This is a genomic window from Rhodococcus sp. 14-2496-1d, assembly GCF_002259365.1.
Classification (GTDB): Bacteria; Actinomycetota; Actinomycetes; order Mycobacteriales; family Mycobacteriaceae; genus Rhodococcoides.
The window spans coordinates 692,329-712,475 of the sequence record NZ_NPFV01000029.1; the positions used below are offsets into that span (position 1 = coordinate 692,329).

General features: G+C 66.3%; 17 protein-coding genes. 7 read left to right on the forward strand and 10 right to left on the reverse strand.

Annotated features, from left to right (window positions below):
* Window positions 1-39 precede the first annotated feature (39 nt).
* Complete coding sequence (locus CH296_RS24610; protein WP_218830269.1) at window positions 40-1,263, forward strand: MFS transporter; 1,224 nt, start codon at window positions 40-42, stop codon at window positions 1,261-1,263.
* A gap of 81 nt (window positions 1,264-1,344) precedes the next feature.
* Here the strand turns inward: CH296_RS24610 and CH296_RS24615 are convergent, their stop codons facing one another.
* The 5 genes from CH296_RS24615 to CH296_RS24635 form a co-directional block, all read right to left on the reverse strand.
* On the reverse strand, window positions 1,345-2,355 hold the full coding sequence (locus CH296_RS24615) for a 3-isopropylmalate dehydrogenase (RefSeq protein WP_032397760.1): 1,011 nt from the start codon (window positions 2,353-2,355) through the stop codon (window positions 1,345-1,347).
* Between the two features lie 49 nt (window positions 2,356-2,404).
* On the reverse strand, window positions 2,405-4,000 hold the full coding sequence (gene serA / locus CH296_RS24620; protein ID WP_032397759.1) for a phosphoglycerate dehydrogenase: 1,596 nt from the start codon (window positions 3,998-4,000) through the stop codon (window positions 2,405-2,407).
* A 185-nt stretch (window positions 4,001-4,185) separates the two neighbouring features.
* Window positions 4,186-5,187 (reverse strand): ketol-acid reductoisomerase, encoded by a 1,002-nt coding sequence (gene ilvC, locus CH296_RS24625; RefSeq protein WP_170944858.1) that lies wholly within the window; start codon window positions 5,185-5,187, stop codon window positions 4,186-4,188.
* 60 nt (window positions 5,188-5,247) lie between these two features.
* Window positions 5,248-5,751, reverse strand: coding sequence for an acetolactate synthase small subunit (gene ilvN, locus CH296_RS24630; protein WP_032397758.1), 504 nt, complete (start codon window positions 5,749-5,751; stop codon window positions 5,248-5,250).
* Window positions 5,748-7,691, reverse strand: a complete 1,944-nt coding sequence (locus CH296_RS24635; protein ID WP_032397757.1) for an acetolactate synthase large subunit — start codon at window positions 7,689-7,691, stop codon at window positions 5,748-5,750. The genes ilvN and CH296_RS24635 overlap by 4 nt, the downstream gene beginning before the upstream one ends.
* A 257-nt stretch (window positions 7,692-7,948) precedes the next feature.
* On the opposite strand from CH296_RS24635, the gene CH296_RS24640 reads away from it, so the two are divergent.
* Together CH296_RS24640 and ilvD are read left to right on the forward strand one after the other, a co-directional pair.
* Complete coding sequence (locus CH296_RS24640) at window positions 7,949-8,497, forward strand: PH domain-containing protein (protein ID WP_179277809.1); 549 nt, start codon at window positions 7,949-7,951, stop codon at window positions 8,495-8,497.
* A gap of 60 nt (window positions 8,498-8,557) precedes the next feature.
* Window positions 8,558-10,399, forward strand: coding sequence for a dihydroxy-acid dehydratase (gene ilvD / locus CH296_RS24645; protein ID WP_045195643.1), 1,842 nt, complete (start codon window positions 8,558-8,560; stop codon window positions 10,397-10,399).
* A gap of 75 nt (window positions 10,400-10,474) precedes the next feature.
* On the opposite strand, the gene CH296_RS24650 is transcribed toward ilvD, so the two are convergent.
* Entirely contained in the window at window positions 10,475-11,449 is a 975-nt protein-coding gene (locus CH296_RS24650) for a DoxX family protein (RefSeq protein WP_032397754.1), read from the reverse strand.
* A 93-nt stretch (window positions 11,450-11,542) separates the two neighbouring features.
* On the opposite strand from CH296_RS24650, the gene CH296_RS24655 reads away from it, so the two are divergent.
* Window positions 11,543-12,691 (forward strand): sorbosone dehydrogenase family protein, encoded by a 1,149-nt coding sequence (locus CH296_RS24655; RefSeq protein WP_032397753.1) that lies wholly within the window; start codon window positions 11,543-11,545, stop codon window positions 12,689-12,691.
* Between the two features lie 60 nt (window positions 12,692-12,751).
* Here the strand turns inward: CH296_RS24655 and gatB are convergent, their stop codons facing one another.
* Window positions 12,752-14,263 (reverse strand): Asp-tRNA(Asn)/Glu-tRNA(Gln) amidotransferase subunit GatB, encoded by a 1,512-nt coding sequence (gatB, locus tag CH296_RS24660; protein WP_094648110.1) that lies wholly within the window; start codon window positions 14,261-14,263, stop codon window positions 12,752-12,754.
* Window positions 14,264-14,392: 129 nt separating this feature from the next.
* On the opposite strand from gatB, the gene CH296_RS24665 reads away from it, so the two are divergent.
* A complete protein-coding gene (locus tag CH296_RS24665) occupies window positions 14,393-14,857 on the forward strand; it encodes an acyl-CoA thioesterase (protein ID WP_176459328.1) in 465 nt (154 codons plus the stop codon).
* A gap of 19 nt (window positions 14,858-14,876) precedes the next feature.
* Here CH296_RS24665 and CH296_RS24670 read toward each other — a convergent pair whose 3' ends face one another.
* The 3 genes from CH296_RS24670 to CH296_RS24680 form a co-directional block, all read right to left on the reverse strand.
* Complete coding sequence (locus tag CH296_RS24670) at window positions 14,877-15,908, reverse strand: ATP-dependent 6-phosphofructokinase (protein WP_032397750.1); 1,032 nt, start codon at window positions 15,906-15,908, stop codon at window positions 14,877-14,879.
* Window positions 15,909-16,009: 101 nt separating this feature from the next.
* Window positions 16,010-16,672: a response regulator transcription factor gene (locus CH296_RS24675; protein ID WP_032397749.1), complete on the reverse strand. Its 663-nt coding sequence runs from the start codon at window positions 16,670-16,672 to the stop codon at window positions 16,010-16,012.
* A gap of 10 nt (window positions 16,673-16,682) precedes the next feature.
* A complete protein-coding gene (locus CH296_RS24680) occupies window positions 16,683-17,870 on the reverse strand; it encodes a sensor histidine kinase (RefSeq protein WP_094685878.1) in 1,188 nt (395 codons plus the stop codon).
* Window positions 17,871-18,088: 218 nt separating this feature from the next.
* On the opposite strand from CH296_RS24680, the gene CH296_RS24685 reads away from it, so the two are divergent.
* A complete protein-coding gene (locus CH296_RS24685; RefSeq protein WP_143546412.1) occupies window positions 18,089-18,745 on the forward strand; it encodes a hypothetical protein in 657 nt (218 codons plus the stop codon).
* Window positions 18,742-20,133, forward strand: coding sequence for an alpha/beta-hydrolase family protein (locus tag CH296_RS24690; protein ID WP_094685880.1), 1,392 nt, complete (start codon window positions 18,742-18,744; stop codon window positions 20,131-20,133). The genes CH296_RS24685 and CH296_RS24690 overlap by 4 nt, the downstream gene beginning before the upstream one ends.
* Window positions 20,134-20,147 lie beyond the last annotated feature (14 nt).

The window sequence follows — 20,147 nt, forward strand, 5'->3', positions numbered from 1 at the left end:
GCAAGATCGTATGTCCATATCTTGAGACGAAAGGCCGGAATGAGTGACACGAAACAGTTGTCCAGCATCGGCGAGACGCGACGGTGGTTCATGCTCGTGCTCGGGATGCTCGCGCAGACTGCGGGCGCCGTCTTCATCAACGGTGCTGCATTTCTCATTCCTGCCCTGCACGACGACCGGGGACTCGGCCTTGCGACTGCAGGATTCGTGGTTGCGATGCCCACCGTCGGCATCATGCTGACCCTCATCGCATGGGGCGTGCTCGTCGACCGCATCGGTGAACGTCTCGTTCTGGTGATCGGGCTCGGGCTCACGGCCGCAGCGAGTCTCGGCGCGGTGGTCAGCACGTCCATCCCGGTGCTCGCCGTCCTGCTGCTGGTCGGCGGTATGGCCGCGGCCAGTGCGAACAGCGCCAGCGGACGCGTGGTGGTGGGATGGTTCCCGCCGCATCGCCGTGGACTGGCAATGGGCATCAGGCAGATGTCGGTGCCCCTGGGCGTTGCCCTTGCCGCCCTCACCATCCCACCCATCGCCCGTGACCACGGCGTCGGAGTGGCACTACTCGTACCCGCTGCCGTGTGCGCTGCGAGCGCCCTGCTGTGCCTGGCGGTCGTCGACCCTCCCCGTCCGAATCGTATCGACGCGGCGGCGCAGGGTCTGCTCGACAATCCGTACCGAGGCAGCAGCCAACTGTGGCGCATTCATGCCACGTCCATTCTGTTGGTGGTTCCGCAGTACGTGGTCTGGACATTTGCACTCGTGTGGCTGATGACCGACCGAGGGTGGACTGCTGCGGCCGCGGGCGTCCTCGTCACCGTCACCCAGATCCTCGGTGCACTGGGCCGGATGAGCGTCGGAGCGCTCTCCGATCGGGTCGGTAGCCGCATGCGGCCCCTACGGTGGGTTGCGGCCACCGCCACCGTCAGCATGATGGGGCTCGGCATCGCCGACTGGTTCGACTCCCCCGCCGCGATCGTCCTGCTCGTCGTCGCGTCCGTCGCCACCGTTGCACCGAACGGCCTTGCCTTCACTGCTGTCGCAGAGATATCGGGACCGTATTGGAGCGGACGCGCCCTCGGCGTGCAGAACACGAGTCAGTACGTGTTCGCGTCGGCCGTACCGCCGATCTTCGGGGCGCTTGCGACGGTCAGCTTTCCCGTCGCATTCCTGGTGTCGGCGATCTTCCCTGCACTCTCCGTACCGATCGTCCCCGACGATCCACGTCCCGAGACTCCCGACGAGAATTCCGACAGCGCCGGCTGATCCAGACCTGCGGGGATGCCCGAGAAACACGACATGCCACGATGGGCAGTCGGCCCACCGTGGCATGTCGTGACGGCCCTGCTACAGACGCGCTGCGATTCTCGCGCCGATGTCCTTCGTCGACGCGGTTGTGGTTCCTCGCTCGGCGAGATCCGCTGCGACAGCGGCTTCCACCCGCGCCGCACCTGCCGCATCGCCCAGATGATCGAGCAACAACGACACCGACAGAATCGCGGCCGTCGGGTCCGCCTTCTGCTGCCCTGCGATGTCGGGAGCACTGCCGTGCACGGGCTCGAACATACTCGGATTGGTTCCGGTCGCATCGATGTTTCCGCTTGCGGCCAAACCGATTCCACCGGTCACCGCCGCCGACAGGTCCGTCACGATGTCTCCGAACAGATTGTCGGTGACGATGACGTCGAACCGGCCCGGGTCGGTCACGAGGTGAATCATCGCGGCGTCGATGTGCTGGTACGCGACCTCGACGTCCGGGAACTCGGCCGCGACCTCGTCCACCGTGCGAGCCCAGAGGCTGCCTGCGAACGTGAGCACATTGGTCTTGTGCAGCAGCGTCAGATGCTTGCGCCGAGTCAGAGCCCGCTCGAAACCGTTGCGCACCACCCGCTCGACCCCGTAACGGGTGTTGACACTGACCTCGGTGGCCACCTCGTGCGGGGTGCCGACACGAAGCGCGCCACCGTTGCCGGTGTACGGCCCCTCGGTGCCCTCCCGCACGACCACGACGTCGATGTCCTTGTCACCGGCGAGTGGGCCGACGACACCCGGGTACAGCTTGGCCGGACGCAGGTTGATGTGGTGATCGAGCTCGAACCGAGCGCGCAACAGCAGTCCGCGCTCGAGCACGCCGCTCGGAACCGACGGATCACCGATGGCTCCCAACAGAATCGCGTCGTGCTCGCGCAGTTCGGCCAACACCGAGTCCGGCAGCAGTTCTCCGGTGGCGTTGTAGCGACGCGCGCCGAGGTCGTACTCGGTCTTCTCGGCACCGGGTGCAACGACGTCGAGCACGGCGAGCGCCTCGGTGACGACCTCCGGTCCGATACCGTCTCCGGCGATGACGGCCAGCTTCATCTCACTCCTCGTGATTCTTCGACTTCGTTCGATCGACTGCGAGCGATGCTCAGGACAGGTCGACCAGTTCGATGGTGGACGCGCCGACCGCGGTCGCGATGCTCGCGCTCAACTCCTCCGACACGTCCTTGTCGACGCGCAGCAGAATCGTTGCGCCGTCGCCCTCGGAGTCCTGGCTCAGTGCGGCGGCCTGGATGTCGATGCCGGCATCGCCGAGCAGGGTGCCGATCCGGCCGAGGCTGCCGGGCTGGTCCGCGTAGTTGACGATGAGGTTCTTGCCCTCGGCACGGAGGTCGAAGTTGCGGCCGTTGATGTTGACGATCTTCTCGACCTGCGTGGTGCCGGTCAGAGTGCCCGCGACGTTGAGCACCGAGCCGTCGCCGTACACGGCGCGGATGTCGACCACACTGCGGTGGTTCTCGCTCTCGGACGCGGTGGTGACCTCGGCGGTGACGCCACGCTCCTCGGCGAGCGACGGGGCGTTGACGAACGTGACCGAGTCCTCGATGACGGCGGAGAACAGACCGCGCAGCGCCGAGAGCTTGAGGATCTCGACGTCCTCGGCGGCGAGTTCGCCGCGGACGTCGACCGACAGCGACGTGGGAAGTTCGGTGGACAGAGCGCCGAGCAGCACACCCTGCTTACGCACGATCTCGAGCCACGGCGACACCTCCTCGCCCACGGCGCCACCCTTGACGTTGACGGCGTCGGGCACGAATTCGCCTGCGAGAGCGAGCAGAACCGACTTGGCGACATCGGTGCCCGCCCGGTCCTGTGCCTCGGTCGTCGACGCGCCGAGGTGCGGGGTGACCACGACCTGCGGCAGCTCGAACAGGGGGCTGTCGGTGCACGGCTCGGAGGCGTAGACGTCGATTCCGGCGGCGAAGACGTGGCCACTGGTGATGGCGTCGGCCAGTGCCTGCTCGTCGACCAGTCCACCGCGAGCAGCGTTGACGACGATGACACCGGGCTTGGTCTTGGCCAGGGCTTCCTTGCCGATGATGCCCTTGGTCTCCGGGGTCTTCGGGAGGTGAACCGAGAACATGTCGGCGCGCTCGAGCAGCTCGTCCAGGCTCACCAGTTCGATGCCGAGCTGGGCGGCACGCGCAGCCGAGACGTAGGGGTCGTAGGCGATGATGTGGGTCTCGAACGCAGCGAGACGCTGCGCGAACAGCTGACCGATGCGGCCGAGTCCGACGACACCGACGGTCTTGCCGAAGATCTCGACACCGTTGAACTTGCTGCGCTTCCACTCGTGCTGACGCAGAGTGGCGTCGGCAGCGGGGATCTGGCGCGCGGCCGACAGCAGCAGTGTCACCGCATGCTCGGCGGCGGTGTGAATGTTCGACGTCGGGGCGTTGACGACGAGGACACCGCGCTCGGTGGCTGCGGGTACGTCGACGTTGTCCAGGCCGACGCCTGCGCGGGCGACGATCTTGAGATTGGTTCCGGCGGCGAGAACCTCTGCGTCGACCGTGGTCGCGGAACGCACCAGGATCGCGTCGGCCTCGGGGACCGCGGCCAGCAGCGCGGGGCGATCCGGGCCGTCGACCCAACGGACCTCGACGCCGTCGCCCAATGCCTCGACGGTGGACGGCGCAAGTTTGTCGGCGATCAGAACGACAGGACGGCCTGGCTGGCTCACGTGAAGAACTCCCTATGTCGGTTCGAGACTGTTGTCGGTGAAAAGTCGGAGCTGGTGCAGCAGAAACAGTTTAGAGGCCGGAGACGTCGAACTGTGACGCCACCTGCCTCACGCATCGAAGGGCACCCCTACGGATGCAGGGGTGCCCTTCGATCAGCATGCGTGAGAACGTGATTCGATGAGAATCAGGCCGTTTCGGTGATCGGGCGATCGACCCAGCTCATCAGGTCGCGCAGCTTCTTGCCGGTGACCTCGATGGGGTGCTCGGCGTTGGCCTTGCGCAGGCCTTCGAGCTCGGTGTTGCCGTTCTCGACGTTGGCGACGAGGCGACGGGTGAACTCACCCGACTGGATGTCGGCCAGGATCGCCTTCATGCGCTCCTTGGTGCCTGCGTCGATCACGCGCGGTCCCGAGAGGTAGCCACCGAACTCCGCGGTGTCGGACACCGAGTAGTTCATCCGAGCGATGCCGCCCTCGTACATGAGGTCGACGATGAGCTTGAGCTCGTGCAGCACCTCGAAGTACGCCATCTCGGGCGCGTATCCGGCCTCGACCATGACCTCGAAGCCCGTCTTGACGAGCTCTTCGGTGCCGCCGCACAGCACGGCCTGCTCGCCGAAGAGGTCGGTCTCGGTCTCTTCCTTGAACGTGGTCTTGATGACACCTGCGCGCGTTCCGCCGATGCCCTTGGCCCAGGACAGGGCCAGCGCCTGACCTTCGCCCTTGGGGTCCTGGTCGATGGCGATGAGAGCGGGAACGCCCTTGCCGTCGACGAACTGGCGACGCACGAGGTGCCCGGGGCCCTTGGGTGCGACCATGCCGACCGTGACGAACTCCGGTGCCTTGATCAGGTCGAAGTGGATGTTGAGTCCGTGCCCGAAGAACAGCGCGTCGCCGTCCTTCAGATTGGGCTCGATCTCCTCGGAGAAGATCTTGGCCTGCGCGGTGTCCGGTGCGAGCACCATGATCACGTCGGCCCATTCGGACACCTCGGCGGGAGTGCCGACCTTCAGACCCTGCTCCTCCGCCTTGGCGCGGGACTTCGAGCCCGCAGCCAGGCCGATGCGCACATCGACACCGGAGTCGCGCAGGCTCAGCGAGTGCGCGTGGCCCTGGCTTCCGTAACCGATCACAGCGACCTTGCGGCCCTGGATGATCGACAGATCAGCATCGTCGTCGTAGAACATCTCGACTGCCACTGTTTGTAACCTTTCCTCTTCGATTTCGCTGAAAATCACGTCCGCCGCTCAGCGCGACGCTGTGATCGATTTCGGTCCACGTCCGACGGCAACGACTCCCGACTGAACTATTTCTCGAATTCCATAGGGGTCCAACATCTTCAGCAACGCATCGAGCTTCGAGCGGGTGCCCGTCGCCTCGACCGTCACGGCCTCGGGAGACACGTCGATCACCTTGGCGCGGAACAGGTTCACCGTTTCGATGACCTCACTGCGCACACTGGCGTCGGCGCGGACCTTGATCAGCACCAACTCGCGAGCCACCGAGGAGTCGTCGTCCTGCTCGACGATCTTGATGACGTTGATGAGCTTGTTGAGCTGCTTGGTCACCTGCTCGAGCGGGAATTCGTCGACGGTGACCACGATCGTCATCCGCGAGATCTCGGGAATCTCGGTACCGCCGACGGCAAGCGAGGAGATGTTGAAACCACGGCGCGAGAACAACGCGGCGACGCGGGCCAGCACACCTGGCTTGTCCTCGACGAGGACGCTGAGGGTATGGCTCGTGCTCACTTGTCGGTGCCTTTCACGTCGTCGATCTGCGGGTGCGGGGCCTGCTCGCGCTCCATGGCCTCGTCGAGGCCGGGCTCGCTTCCCACGGTCTCGTCCTCGTCGAACAGCGGACGGATTCCGCGCGCGGCCATGATCTCGTCGTTGCCGGTACCGGCAGCGACCATCGGCCACACCTGTGCGTCGGCTCCCACGATGAAGTCGATGACGACCGGACGATCGTTGATCGCTCGTGCCTGAGCGATCACCGCGTCGACGTCCTCTTCCCGCTCGCACCGCAGCCCGACGCAACCGAGCGCCTCGGCGAGCTTCACGAAATCGGGGATGCGAACGGCACCGTGGGTACCGAGATTGGTGTTGGAGTAGCGCTCCTCGTAGAACAGGGTCTGCCACTGGCGAACCATGCCGAGGTTGCCGTTGTTGATGAGTGCGACCTTGATCGGGATGCCCTCGACCGCGCAGGTCGCGAGTTCCTGATTGGTCATCTGGAAGCATCCGTCGCCGTCGATGGCCCACACCTCGGCGTCGGGGAGGCCCCTCTTGGCACCCATTGCGGCCGGAACCGCGTACCCCATCGTGCCGAGGCCGCCCGAGTTGAGCCACGTACGCGGCTTCTCGTAGTTGATGAACTGTGCCGCCCACATCTGGTGCTGACCGACGCCGGCGCAGTAGATCGCGTCGGGGCCGGCGAACTTGCCGACCGAGCTGATGACGAACTCCGGTGACATCGATCCGTCGGACGGGCGGTCGTAACTCAGCGGGTAGGTCTTGCGGATGCCGTTCAGGTAGACCCACCACTGCTCGAGATCGAGCGTGGTTCCGGTCGCACGGTCCGCCCGCAGTGCCTCGATGAGCTCGGTGATGACCTCACGGCAGTCGCCGACGATCGGCACGTCGGCGTAGCGGTTCTTGCCGATCTCGGCCGGATCGATGTCGGCGTGGATGACCTTGGCATCCGGTGCGAAGGACGAGAGCTGGCCGGTGACTCGGTCGTCGAACCGGGCACCGAGCGTGATCAGCAGATCGCTCCGCTGCAATGCGGCCACCGCGGCGACGGTGCCGTGCATACCCGGCATGCCGAGGTTCAGATTGTGCGAGTCGGGGAACGCGCCGCGGGCCATCAGAGTGGTCACGACAGGAATTCCGGTCAATTCGGCCAGCTCGAGCAGCTCCGCCGAGGCGTCGGCCTTGATGACGCCGCCACCGACGTAGAGCACCGGCTGCTTGGCGTCGGCGATGTAGCGGGCCGCTTCGCGGACCTGCTTGCCGTGCGGCTTGGTGACCGGACGGTAGCCGGGCAGACGCATCTCCGGCGGCCACGAGAACGTGGTCTGCGCCTGCAGGACGTCCTTGGGGATGTCGACGAGCACCGCACCGGGACGGCCCGAGGCGGCGATGTAGAACGCCTCGGCCATGATGCGCGGGATGTCGGCACCGTCGGTGATGAGGAAGTTGTGCTTGGTGATCGGCATCGTGATACCCGAGATGTCGGCTTCCTGGAAGCCGTCGGTCCCGATGAGACTACGGGCGACCTGGCCGGTGATCGCGACGACGGGAACCGAATCCATCTGAGCGTCGGCGAGTGGGGTGACGAGGTTGGTCGCGCCGGGACCGGACGTTGCCATGCAGACGCCGACCTTGCCGGTCGCCTGGGCGTAGCCGGTCGCGGCGTGGCCTGCACCCTGCTCGTGGCGCACCAGAATGTGGCGCACCTTCACCGAGTCGAAGAGCGGGTCGTAGACCGGGAGAACCGCGCCACCGGGAATGCCGAATACGGTGTCGACGTCGAGTTCTTCGAGGGCCCGAACGACCGACTGTGCGCCGGTGACCTTCTCCGGTGCGACGTGGCGTCGCGATCCGTTGGTCACTGCGTCTGCGGACGGGCTGGCGGCTGTCCCCGACTTACGGGTCGTGGGCCCTGGGCGTGCGGTTGGTGCGCTCACTGATTGCTTCCTCAGGAATGTGAAATTGCTGGGCGATCTCTGGGCAAGAAAAAACCCCCGTCAGCGTGAGCTGTACGAGGGTGGCGCGTCGATGCGAGTTTGAACAACCGGCTCAGGCGTTGACGCGCCGGCCGATTACGAGTATCCAATTCCGCTTCACGCGCTCGACGGTAGGCGCGCGCACAGGGAAGAGTCAAACTCGTCACGACGCAATCCCATTATGTGAGATCGCGTAGATGCAATGCGAAGATGAATGGGTGTCGTCTTCGCAGCAGTCCGAACCACCTCGGCCATCATCCCACACCGCACCCGAGTCACCGAACGGTGCCGAGGGACCGCAACCACCGACAGCGCAGGTCATTCGAGTCCCGCGCCTCGCGCTCCTCGGCGTCGGCCTGTTGCTCTTCGGCACCGGACTGACCGCCGCCAGCTGGCCCCTGGCCATGGGCTGGCTGCTCATCCTGCCCATCGTCGCCGGCATCTGGGTGTTTCGGGTGCGCACGGTCGTCTCTCCCGAGGCGATCACGGCGCGACGGTTCGTGGGTTCGGATGTGATCGCGTGGGAATCGGTGGCGGGTCTGCACTTCCCGGACCGTCGATGGGCGCGAGTGGTCCTGACCGACAAGAGCGAGAAGTCCCTACCGCTCGTGCGATTCGACCTACTCCCCCAGCTCGCCGCGGCCAGCGGCGGTCGTATCACCGACCCCTACGCCGCGGCCGCCGCTGCTGCCGCCGCGGAGGATCGGGACCGTGAGGAAGCCGACGACACCGAGGGCGACGGCGAACAGGCACCGAAGGACCGGTAGTCGACGGCGAGTAATCTCCTCGGTGCGAGAAACCGCTGCAACGAACGAGGACAACGCACTATGCCGCCACTACGCTCACGGGTCACCACTGTCGGACGCAACGCCGCGGGCGCACGCTCGCTGTGGCGCGCCACCGGAATGACCGATTCGGACTTCGGAAAACCCATCGTCGCCATCGCGAACTCGTACACCCAGTTCGTCCCCGGCCACGTGCATCTGAAGAACGTGGGCGAGATCGTCGCCGACGCCGTACGAGCTGCAGGCGGCGTACCCCGGGAGTTCCACACCATCGCCGTCGACGACGGAATCGCCATGGGTCACGGCGGCATGTTGTACTCGCTGCCCAGCCGCGAGATCATCGCCGACTCCGTCGAGTACATGGCCAACGCCCACACCGCCGACGCGCTGGTGTGCATCTCGAACTGCGACAAGATCACCCCCGGCATGCTCAATGCCGCGATGCGCCTGAACATCCCTGCCGTCTTCGTCTCCGGTGGACCGATGGAGGCAGGCAAGGCGGTGGTCGTCGACGGCGTCGCGCAGGCACCGACCGACCTGATCACCGCGATCTCCGCCAGCGCCAACGACGCCGTGTCCGAGGCGGGCCTCGACGAGGTCGAGCGCAGCGCGTGCCCCACGTGCGGGTCGTGCTCGGGGATGTTCACGGCCAACTCGATGAACTGCCTCACCGAGGCGCTCGGTCTCGCCTTGCCCGGCAACGGCTCCACGCTGGCCACTCACGCGGCCCGCCGCGCGCTGTTCACACGTGCAGGCACCACCATCGTCGAGGCAGCGCTGAAGTACTACCGCGACGAGGACGAATCCGTCCTCCCCCGCAACATCGCCACTCCGGCCGCGTTCCGCAACGCCATGGCTCTCGACGTCGCGATGGGCGGATCCACCAATACGGTGCTGCACACCCTCGCTGCCGCGCAGGAAGGCGAGGTCGACTTCGATCTGGACTCCATCGACGCCATCAGCCGCAAGGTCCCGTGCCTGTCGAAGGTCTCCCCCAATTCCGACTACCACATGGAGGACGTGCACCGCGCCGGCGGAATCCCGGCCCTGCTCGGCGAACTGCGACGCGCGAACCTGCTCGAAACCGATGTCTCGACCGTGCACACGAAGAGCTTCGACGAATGGCTCGACACCTGGGACATTCGATCCGGCAAGGCCTCCGCCGAGGCCGTCGAGCTGTTCCACGCCGCCCCGGGCGGTGTCCGCACCGTCGAACCGTTCTCCACCGGCAACCGCTGGTCCTCGCTCGACACGGACGCCGCAGGCGGCTGCATCCGCGATCTCGAGCATGCCTACACGGTCGAGGGTGGCCTGGTGGTACTGCGCGGCAACATCGCCGTCGACGGTGCGATCCTCAAGACCGCAGGCATCGACGAGGACCTGTTCTCCTTCCAGGGTCCGGCACTGGTCGTCGAGTCGCAGGAAGAAGCGGTCTCGGCCATCCTGCAGAAGAAGATTCGGCCCGGTGACGTGCTGGTCGTCCGCTACGAGGGCCCCAAGGGCGGCCCGGGCATGCAGGAAATGCTGCACCCGACGGCCTTCCTCAAGGGGGCCGGACTGGGCAAGGTCTGCGCACTGATCACCGACGGCCGCTTCTCCGGCGGAACTTCGGGACTGTCCATCGGACACATTTCCCCCGAGGCCGCCGCCGGCGGTGTGATCGGGCTCGTCGAGAACGGCGACCAGGTCCGAATCGACGTCGCCACCCGCACCCTCGAGATCCTCGTCGACGACGAGACCCTCGAGACGCGACGCGCGAAGATGAACGCGTCCGAGCGGCCGTGGCAGCCGGTCGATCGCCAGCGCACGGTCACCACCGCGCTACGCGCCTACGCCGCCCTGGCGACATCGGCGGACAAGGGTGCCGTTCGCTACGTCCCCTGAGGGTGAAAACCACGTGAGCGGAACTTCGTAGCAGGCTACGAACTTCCGCTCACGTGGTCGGGCGGCTGTCAGAGGTCAGCGAACGACGGGGTTGGCCCCGTTGAGGAAGATCCAGATGCACACGCCTGCGGCGATGCCGACGACGAGCGCCAGGAACGAACCGATCCGCGGCCGGGTGGCCCATCCACGTCGGCCGTCGAACGCGATGCGTCCCGGGCCGGTGAGAATGATCGCCGCTGCAGCGAAGCCGAGGACCGTCTCGTACTCGACACCGCCGCTGCCCGAGAACTGCAATCCGGGCTCGACGGCCTGCTTGAAGCACCAGGCGTTGATGATCGTGGCCAGCACGGCCGCGCCCGCCAGTGGTGTCGCCAGACCCAGGATCAGCAGCGCTCCACCGAGGGTTTCGCCAGCCGCGGCCGCGATCGCGAGAATTTCCGGGTAGCGGAATCCCGAGCTCTCCAGCAGGTTCTGAAATCCGTCGAGGCCGGGGCCGTTCCACAGTCCGACGAGCTTCTGCAGTCCGTGACCGAGAAACACCGCTCCGATGGTGACACGGAGGACGAACAGACCGAGGTCGGTGCTGCCGCGGCGTGCGGGAACCTCGACGGTCTCGGTACGAACTTCGGGCTCCGGGGCAACGGCCGCCGCGGGCGCTGCCGCTGCGGTGGTCCCGAGGTACTCGGTGGAGCGATCGGAGTACGCACTCGACGTCGTGCTCTCGGAGGTCGACGGGCGATCGGACGTCGAATCGGCGAAGGCCGACGGTCGATATGTCTGCATCTTCTCCGTGGGCTGTGCGTCTGCCGAGCGTGCGTCGGACGACGACGAGTACGGAAAGTCGAGTTCGTCGTCGGTTCGCGGCAGTCGGTCCGAGCGCTGGGCACCGAACGCCGTGGTCGGCGGACCCGCGGCGTCGGTGCGGTCGGACGCCGACGTCTCCGAGGTGGAGCGCGAGGGTGGAATCTTCTCCGTGGGATTGTCGTACGGGCTCTCGGCCGGTTCGTACGACTGATCCGGCCGGTTGGGGTCGCGCGGTGTATCGGTCACCTCCCCACAGTAGAGCCGAAGTGCGCTCCTCACCGACGTCGACGCTCACGGCCGCGTGGCGTGTCTCCCTCCACGTTCCGTAACGTTCGAAGCATGAAGCCGGTCGGAGCGTCGCCACGAACTGCAACCGCTGCCGTCGTCGCCCTGTCGATGACCGCAGCCCTGCTCGCCGGGTGCGCCCGTTTCGACGACTCGAACGCCTCTCCGTTCACTCCTGCGCCGGAGGTGGGCGCGGCCGAGCTGGAGCCGACGACTCCCAGCGACACGCCGCCGCCGTCCGATCCGAACGCTCCGCCGCCGCCGTCCGGTCCGTGTGTCGACCCGGATTCGGCGGTGATCGCGACATGTCTGGACACCACGGGCGGTCTCGTCGCGCTCCCCGACGGACAGTCGGCACTGGTCGCCGAGCGTCGCACCGGTCGCATCATGGAGGTCGCTGCCGGCCGCACGCCGGTCGAGGTGGCTCGAATCGATGTCGACGGCACCGGCGACGGCGGCTTGCTCGACATCGCGCTGTCTCCGACGTACATCGAGGACGGGTTGCTCTACGCCCTCATCACCACATCCGCGGACACCAGAGTGGTCAGACTCGCTCAGGGCGATGTACCCAAGGACATCCTGACCGGCATCCCCCGCGGCGCGACGGGCAATCGCGGAGCCATCGACTTCTACACACCGAACGAACTACTGGTCCTCACCGGCGACAACGGCGATCCGGCCGCGGCCGCGAGCCCGAACTCCCTGTCCGGCAAGCTGTTACGGGTGACGTCGCTGTCCCCGACGACAAACCCCCCACGCCCGCAGATCGCACTCAGCGGCATCGGCACGGCGGGCGACGTCTGCACCGACGGCACCGGAAACATCTACGTCACCGACCGCACCGCGCTGGAGGATCGCCTGCAGCGCATCGACACCCTCGGTGCAGTGTTCAACCCGGTGTGGACGTGGCCGGACCGTCCCGGTGTTGCCGGATGCGCAGCGGGCGCAGGTGGGGTGGCCGTGGCCCTCACGACGGCCAAAGCTGTTGCAGCACTGACCACGGACCCGAACACCGGAGCTGTCTCGGCCGAACCGACACTGCTGATCCAGGACGAATACGGCCAGTTGAACGGCGCGACGAGCTCGGCCGATGGACAGATCCTGGTGGGCACCGTCAACAAGAACGGGCCGACCGTCGGACCCACCGACGACCGCGTCGTCAAGGTGCCGTTCCCCGGCGGCGGCGGAGGCGGCTTCGACTGAACGACGAACGACTGCGGCCGAGCGCGATACGCGCTCGGCCGCAGTCGTTCTCGGTCGTGATCAGGGCTGACCGCAGGCCTCGAGTACCAGCTCTTTGACGCGGGCGGCATCGGCCTGGCCGCGCGTCGCCTTCATCACCGCACCGACGATCGCCCCGGCGGCCTGAACCTTGCCGCTGCGGATCTTCTCGACCACACCGGGATTCGCTGCGAGCGCCTCGTCCACGGCGGCCTGCAACTTGGTGTCGTCCTTCTCCAGTACGAGATTGCGCGCCGCCATGACCTGCGCAGGCTCACCCTCGCCCGCCAGCACCCCGTCCACCACCTGACGGGCACCGTTGTTGTTGAGCTTGCCGTCGGCGACCAGCGCAGCCACCTCGGCAACCTGAGCCGGGGTGATGGACAGATCGGTCAGTCCGACGCCGGCGATGTTGGCCTGCTGCGCCAGGTACGACACCCACCACGAGCGTGCCGCCTGCGCCGACGCACCCGCCTCGACCGTCGCCGAAACGAGCTCGAGTGCACCGGAATTCACCAGATCGCGCATCTCCTCGTCGGAGACACCCCACTCCTTCTGAATCCGACCACGGCGCAGCCACGGCAGCTCGGGCAGCGTCGTCCGAAGCTCCTCGATCCAGGCCGCGTCGGGAGCGACGGGCGCAAGATCGGGCTCGGGGAAGTAGCGGTAGTCCTCGGCGGTCTCCTTCTTGCGGCCTGCGGTGGTGGTGCCGTCCGACTCCTGGAAGTGCCGAGTCTCCTGCGTCACCTCCCCACCCGATTCGAGAACCGCCGCCTGACGCCGCATCTCGTACCGAACGGCAACCTCGACGCTCTTGAGCGAGTTGACGTTCTTCGTCTCGGTGCGGGTGCCGAATTCGGTAGCCGTCTTCTCCATCAGAGACACATTGGCGTCGCAACGCAACGAGCCCTGATCCATCCGCACATCGGACACGTTCAGCGATTTCAACAGGTCGCGGAGCGCGGTGACGTACGCACGTGCGACCTCGGGCGCACGCGCACCGGTCCCCGTGATGGTCTTGGTCACGATCTCCACCAACGGCACACCGGCACGGTTGTAATCGAGCAGCGAGTGCGACGCCCCCTCGATGCGCCCGGTAGCCCCGCCCACGTGCGTCGACTTACCGGTGTCCTCCTCCATGTGCGCGCGCTCGATCTCCACACGAAACGTGCTGCCGTCGTCGAGCAGCACATCGAGGTAACCCTCTGTCGCGATGGGCTCGTCGTACTGCGAGATCTGATAGTTCTTCGGCTGATCCGGGTAGAAGTAGTTCTTGCGAGCGAACCGCCCCCACGGGGTGATCGAGCAATTGAGAGCCAGCCCTATCCGAATCGCCGACTCCACGGCAGCAGCGTTCACCACCGGAAGCGCGCCGGGAAGGCTCAGGCACACCGGGCACACCTGGGTGTTCGGCTCCGCACCGAACTCGGTGGGGCAGCCGCAGAACATCTTGGTCGCCGTGCCCAACTCCACATGGACCTCCATGCCCAACACGGGGTCGAACTTGGCGAGCACATCGTCGTAATCGATCAAATCGACGGTTGCAGCAGTCATGCACGCAAGTTTATGTCCTACCCACCGCCAGCCGTTCCCGCAGGCTCCACTCCCGCCTACAACGCGCGAGTAACAACGAGTCCTCGTTACCGTGCACGGGTGACTCCCCCAGAGCGACAGACACTGTCCATGACCGTGCTGATGACACCCGACATGGCCAACTTCTCCGGCAATGTCCACGGCGGCACGATTCTGAAGTTCCTGGACCAAGTGGCGTACGCCTGCGCCAGTCGCTACGCGGGGGCCTACGTCGTCACCCTGTCGGTCGATCGCGTCGTGTTTCGCGAACCCATCCACGTCGGAGAACTGGTCACGTTCTCTGCGTCGGTCAACTACACCGGCCGCACCTCCATGGAGGTCGGCATCCGAGTGGAGACCGAGAACATCCAGTGCGGTGAATTACGCCACACCAACAGCTGCTACTTCACCATGGTGGCGATCGGCGACGACGGCAAGCCGAAGACACTGCCCCAGTTGACGCCGACCACCGAGGTCGGTGCCCAGCGTTTCGAGGCGGCGCGACGACGGCGCGAACTACGCCGCGAGACCGAGGAACGTGAGGCCGAGATCCAGGAAGCCTCAGGACGTATCTGACGGCCGACGCCCCGCCCGATCAGCCGAAGAACGCGGCGGCGTCGTCGTATCGAGTCTGGGGTACCCGCTTGAGTTGCTTGGTGGCCTCGGCCAGAGACACCAGGCCGATCTCGGTTCCGCGCAACGAGACCATCTTGCCGAAGTCGCCCGAATGGGCCGCATCGGTCGCATTGACGCCGAATCGTGTTGCGAGAACGCGATCGTACGGCGTCGGTGTTCCACCGCGTTGGACGTGGCCGAGCACCGTGGTCCGTACTTCCTTGTTGATGCGGCGTTCGATCTCGACACCGAGTTGGTGAGCGACTCCGGTGAATCGAACGTGGCCGAACTCGTCGATACCGCCGTCGAGGAGCTTCATCGAGCCCTCCATCGGCTTGGCACCCTCCGCGACGACACAGATGAAATGCGAGTCTCCGCGCTGAAAACGCTTGCGCACCAACGTGCATACTTCTTCGACGTCGAACGGCTGCTCGGGGATCAGCGTCATGTGCGAACCGGACGCCAGACCGGCGTGCAGAGCGATCCACCCCGCGTGCCGACCCATCACCTCGACCAGCATCACGCGCTGGTGGGATTCGGCGGTGCTGTGCAGACGGTCGATCGCATCGGTGGCGATCGTCAGCGCCGTGTCGAAGCCGAATGTGACGTCGGTGCAGTCGATGTCGTTGTCGATCGTCTTGGGCACGCCGACCACGGGCACACCCTCCTCCGACAACCACGCGGCAGCGGTCAGGGTCCCTTCGCCGCCGATCGGGATCAACACGTCGATGCCGTTGTCCTCGAGAGTCTGCTTGACCCGATCGAGTCCGGCGCGCAACACATCCGGATTGGTGCGCGCGGTGCCGAGCATCGTGCCGCCCTTGGTGAGCAACCGGTCGTTACGGTCGTCGTTGCGCAGTTGCACCCGACGGTCTTCGAGAAGCCCGCGCCATCCGTCCTGGAAACCGACGACAGTGGAGCCGTACCGCGCGTCCGCGGTGCGCACGACTGCGCGAATCACCGCATTGAGCCCCGGGCAATCGCCGCCTCCGGTCAGAACTCCGATGCGCATCGATTTTCGCCTCTCTGCTCGCGGGTCCGTGAAGCGGACCCGGTGACGGACGTCAGCCTAATCGGGCGTTGGATGCTGCGCGCGTCGGTACCGTCCGGTTCTCACTTCGGCGTGACGACGCCGGTCTCGTAGGCCAGGACGACCGCCTGAGCGCGATCACGCAGTCCGAGCTTCGCGAGGACCTTGCCGACGTGCGTTTTCACGGTCTGCTCGGCCAGGAACAGCGAACCCGCTATCTCGGAGTTGGACATACCGGTGGCGATCAGTTCGAGAACCTCGCGTTCCCGCGGAGTCAGATCGCTCAGACGCGCGGACGTGTGCCGCCGAGCTCCCCGCCGGGAGGTGACGTCGGCGATGAGCCGTCTCGTCACCGATGGTGCCAACAACGCCTCGCCTGCGGCGACGACCCGAACACCCCTGATCAACTCCTCGGCCGGAGCATCCTTGAGCAGAAAGCCACTCGCGCCGAGCGCGAGGGCCTCGTAGACGTAGTCGTCGATGTCGAACGTCGTCAGCATCAGAATGCGCACCGGCGACGGAAGTGACGCAGAGAGAATGGCGCGAGCGGCATCGAGGCCGTTCATCTCGGGCATCCGAACGTCCATCAGCACCACGTCGGGCAACAACCGGGCGACCTCGCCGACCGCGGTCCTGCCGTTGTCGGCGTCTCCGACGACCGAGATGTCGGCCTGCGCACCGAGAAGGGCACCGAACCCCTGCCGCACCATTGCCTGGTCGTCGGCGATGAACACCGTTGTAGCCACGCGCAACAGCCTAGGCGAGATCGTGCCGAACAACCGGTGCCGTCGAGATCGGCATGCCGTTCGGAACGTGCACCGCGACCTCGAATCCTCCGTCGGGCAGATAGGTGGCGTGCAGCGTGCCGTGCGCCGCGCGCGCACGATCGCGCATACCTGTTATCCCGTGCCCACCGGTATCGGCTCCAGCAGTGCGTCGGACACTCGTGCTCGGCGACGCAGTGTTGATCACGGTCATGACGACCGTACTCGGCCCGACCGTGATGTCGACGGTCACCGCGGCCCCGGGGGCGTGCCGGGCAGCGTTGGACAGCGACTCCTGCAGAACTCGGTACAGCGCCAACCCTGTTGTGTCGGAGATCGATTCGATCCGGCCGGTGACAGTCCACCGCACGTCCATACCGGCCTTGCGGCTCGCGTGCAGGGTGCGTTCGAGGTCGAGTGCATTCGGTGCCGGTGCGTCCTGCCACTGCGCTCCGTCGCTGCGCAGCACGCCCAGCATTCCCCGAATCTCGTTGAGCGCTTCCCGGGCGGTGACGGCGATCGACTCGAATTCCTGTGCTGCGGAATCGGATACATCATCGAGTCGATACTGCGCGCTCTGCGCCTGCACGACGACCATCGACATGTGGTGCGCAACGACATCGTGCAGATCGCGGGCGATCTTGGCTTTCTCCTCGAGAACGGTGCGTCGGGTGCGCTCGAGCTCACTGACTTCCTCTTGCTGCGCGAGCTGCCTACGGGAGAGAACGAGCCAGCGGATCAACAGTCCGAACACCACGATCGCGGTCAGACCCACCGACCAGCCGATGCCGTCCGCGCCCGGCATGTAGGCGAAGAACACCAGCATGCTGGCCGGCCAAGCGACGAGCAGCACCGATATCGGCGAGCGAACCGCGACGGCGAACAACAACGCCAGAAGAACGAGTATGTGCACCACCTGCCACGGGTAGTCGTAGCCGGGTACACGGTCGAACGCTACCGGTATCACCAGAGCGAACAGAGCCGAGACGGCCCATCCCAGTGCGGGATTGACGCGGATCAACGCGAAAGGAAACGCGGCGAGCGCGCCGACGATGGGCAGTAACGGACCCGAGACCTGATGGGTGACCGGCAGAGTCGGCCATGCAATCGAATACAGCGTTGCAGTGATCGCAACGATCAGCACGTCGATCGCGCGGAAGCCACCGAGTCGGGTCGGCACTCGACGCCGAATCGCTCCGAGTTCGGCGTCGCCTGATCTGTTCCTTCGCACGCACCGAGCCTAGGGACTGTGAGCCGACGAGGTCGTCATACCTGGGTATCAGTTCTGTGCAGTATCCAGGTATCGGATCCCCCCTGGGGAACCACCGATGCACGTACGGCAGAACGAGACTTCGGTGCGATGACCGATGAATACGCCGCTCCCTAGCGTCGAAAGCCATGAACAGGAACACTTCTCGCGTCGTCATGTGCGCGGCGGCGGCGATCGCAGCGGTGACGGCAACGACCGGCGCGGCATCGACACCGCCTGCTGCCGAATCGACTTCGCCTGTCGCGGTCTCGGTACACGCACTGGTCACCGAGTCGGCGGACGTCGCCGCCCTGACCATCCCCGACGACTTCGGATCGGTGATGGGCTACCGGCCTCGGGTGCAGGACGACATGGCAGAGAACCCACACGGCGATTGCTCGTCGCCCGTTCCGCTTCCGACCGAGTTCGATTCCGCATGCAGGGCCCACGACCTGGGCTACGACCTGATTCGGTACGCCGCTGCCACAGGAACGACAGTGGATCCGCTGTGGCGCAGATCGTTCGATGCCCAGTTGGAGGGGCGTATGCACGCCGCCTGCACGGACCGGGCCGACGACGGGCCCCGTCAGGTCTGCGACGCCGCCGCATCGGTGGCTGCCACGGCCGTCGACCTCAACTCCTGGCGACAGTCCTTCGGCGCACCGGTGGCCGAGCCGGCATTGCCCTTCGTGTTCGGCAGCGCGGGGATCGTTCCGATTGCACTGTGGGGCATCGCGACCGGCCGACATGCGCGCCGACGCCTGGTGACCACCGATCAGGTGTCCCGGACGATCGAGCCCGCATGATCGCGCCGATCGTCGCAGGCACCGGAGTTGCCGGTTCGGCTCACCCGACTGCCCCGGCCGAGACGGGTGTCCGATTCCCCCGAATCGGCACCTCGGTGGCCCTCACCGTTGCGGTGATGGTGTCCTCGGCTCCCTCGTTGCTCCCACGGCCGGCCGTCACCCAGGCCCTGTTCACCGGCACAGTGATGGCGACGGCACTCGCGGCCGCATGGTCGGCCCGGCGCGTGTTCGGCTCGCGCACGCCCGCTCGGCGGTGCCTGCAGGCCTGGTCGGCCGGTGTCGGGGCAGGGATATCCACCTGCTCTTTTGCAGCGAATATTCTCTGGCAGAACCGATTACGGATCTCTATGGACGTCGGGACGGTGGACTGGCGGTACGCAGCGGAGGTGGCCGCAGGGGCGATCGGTGTTGCGGTGGTTCTCTGCGTACTCGGCCGTGCGGCTGTCGGAATCGGCGGCGCACTCGGCCGTGGTCGATCGGTGATTGCGGTTGCCATCGTCGGTCTTGCGTCGTTCGTTGCCGCGCCTTCGGTCGGGTCGGCCGTATCGGACTCGTTCTCGGCCTCGAACTCCGTTGTGGACGACGCAGAGCCCGCTCCGAGCTCGAACACGAGATCAGGAGCTCCGGCCTCGCTCGTCCCGTGGCGCACGCTCGGCGCAGAGGGCCGGAAGTTCGTCTCCGGCGGTCTCGCTCCCGGTACCGTGCGCGCCTACGCGGGTCTGGATTCGGCCCCGACGGTCGATCGCAGGGTGGCGTTGGCCGTCGCGGACCTGGATCGAGCCGGGGGGTTCCAGCGCAGCGTCGTGGTCGTCGCGATACCGACCGGATCGGGGTGGGTGGACGAGAACGCCGTCACCGGTGCCGAGAGCAGATTCGGTGGTGACGTCGCCACAGTGGCGGTGCAGTACTCGGGCGCGCCCAGTTGGGCGACATTCCTGTTCGCCGAGGACGACGCGCGTAGTTCCGCGGACGCGGTGGTTCGCGCTGTGGCGACGCGCGCGGCATCGGAACCGACACCGCCCGACATCATCGTGTACGGCCAGAGTCTGGGCGCGGTGGCGGGAAGCGACGTGTTCCTCTCGATCGGACGGAGCGATCCGGGTATCTGCGGTGCCGTGTGGGCGGGTCCGCCCGCCGGGGCCGTGAACACCGACGGCGCAACGGTGGTGGCCAATTCCTCGGACCCCGTCGTCCGGTGGTCGACCGACCTGCTGTGGTCACCGCCGAACACGTCGAGCACCCGACTCGACGCGCCCACACCGATGTGGCTGCCCGGCGTGAGCTTCCTCCAGACGTCCGTCGATCTTACGGCCGCACTCGACGTCGGAGCCGGTCACGGCCATCGGTACGGAACCGACCAGGGTACGAGCATGCAACGGTGTCGGTGACGACCACGCCGGGC

Excerpts from the sequence above, each read along its gene's own strand:
- CH296_RS24610 (WP_218830269.1), top strand. The coding sequence starts at position 40 with ATGAGTGACACGAAACAGTTGTCCAGCATCGGCGAGACGCGACGGTGG.
- CH296_RS24615 (WP_032397760.1), bottom strand. The coding sequence starts at position 2,355 with ATGAAGCTGGCCGTCATCGCCGGAGACGGTATCGGACCGGAGGTCGTC.
- ilvC (WP_170944858.1), bottom strand. The coding sequence starts at position 5,187 with ATGTTCTACGACGACGATGCTGATCTGTCGATCATCCAGGGCCGCAAG.
- ilvD (WP_045195643.1), top strand. The coding sequence starts at position 8,558 with ATGCCGCCACTACGCTCACGGGTCACCACTGTCGGACGCAACGCCGCG.
- CH296_RS24655 (WP_032397753.1), top strand. The coding sequence starts at position 11,543 with ATGAAGCCGGTCGGAGCGTCGCCACGAACTGCAACCGCTGCCGTCGTC.
- gatB (WP_094648110.1), bottom strand. The coding sequence starts at position 14,263 with ATGACTGCTGCAACCGTCGATTTGATCGATTACGACGATGTGCTCGCC.
- CH296_RS24665 (WP_176459328.1), top strand. The coding sequence starts at position 14,393 with ATGACCGTGCTGATGACACCCGACATGGCCAACTTCTCCGGCAATGTC.
- CH296_RS24670 (WP_032397750.1), bottom strand. The coding sequence starts at position 15,908 with ATGCGCATCGGAGTTCTGACCGGAGGCGGCGATTGCCCGGGGCTCAAT.
- CH296_RS24685 (WP_143546412.1), top strand. The coding sequence starts at position 18,089 with ATGAACAGGAACACTTCTCGCGTCGTCATGTGCGCGGCGGCGGCGATC.
- CH296_RS24690 (WP_094685880.1), top strand. The coding sequence starts at position 18,742 with ATGATCGCGCCGATCGTCGCAGGCACCGGAGTTGCCGGTTCGGCTCAC.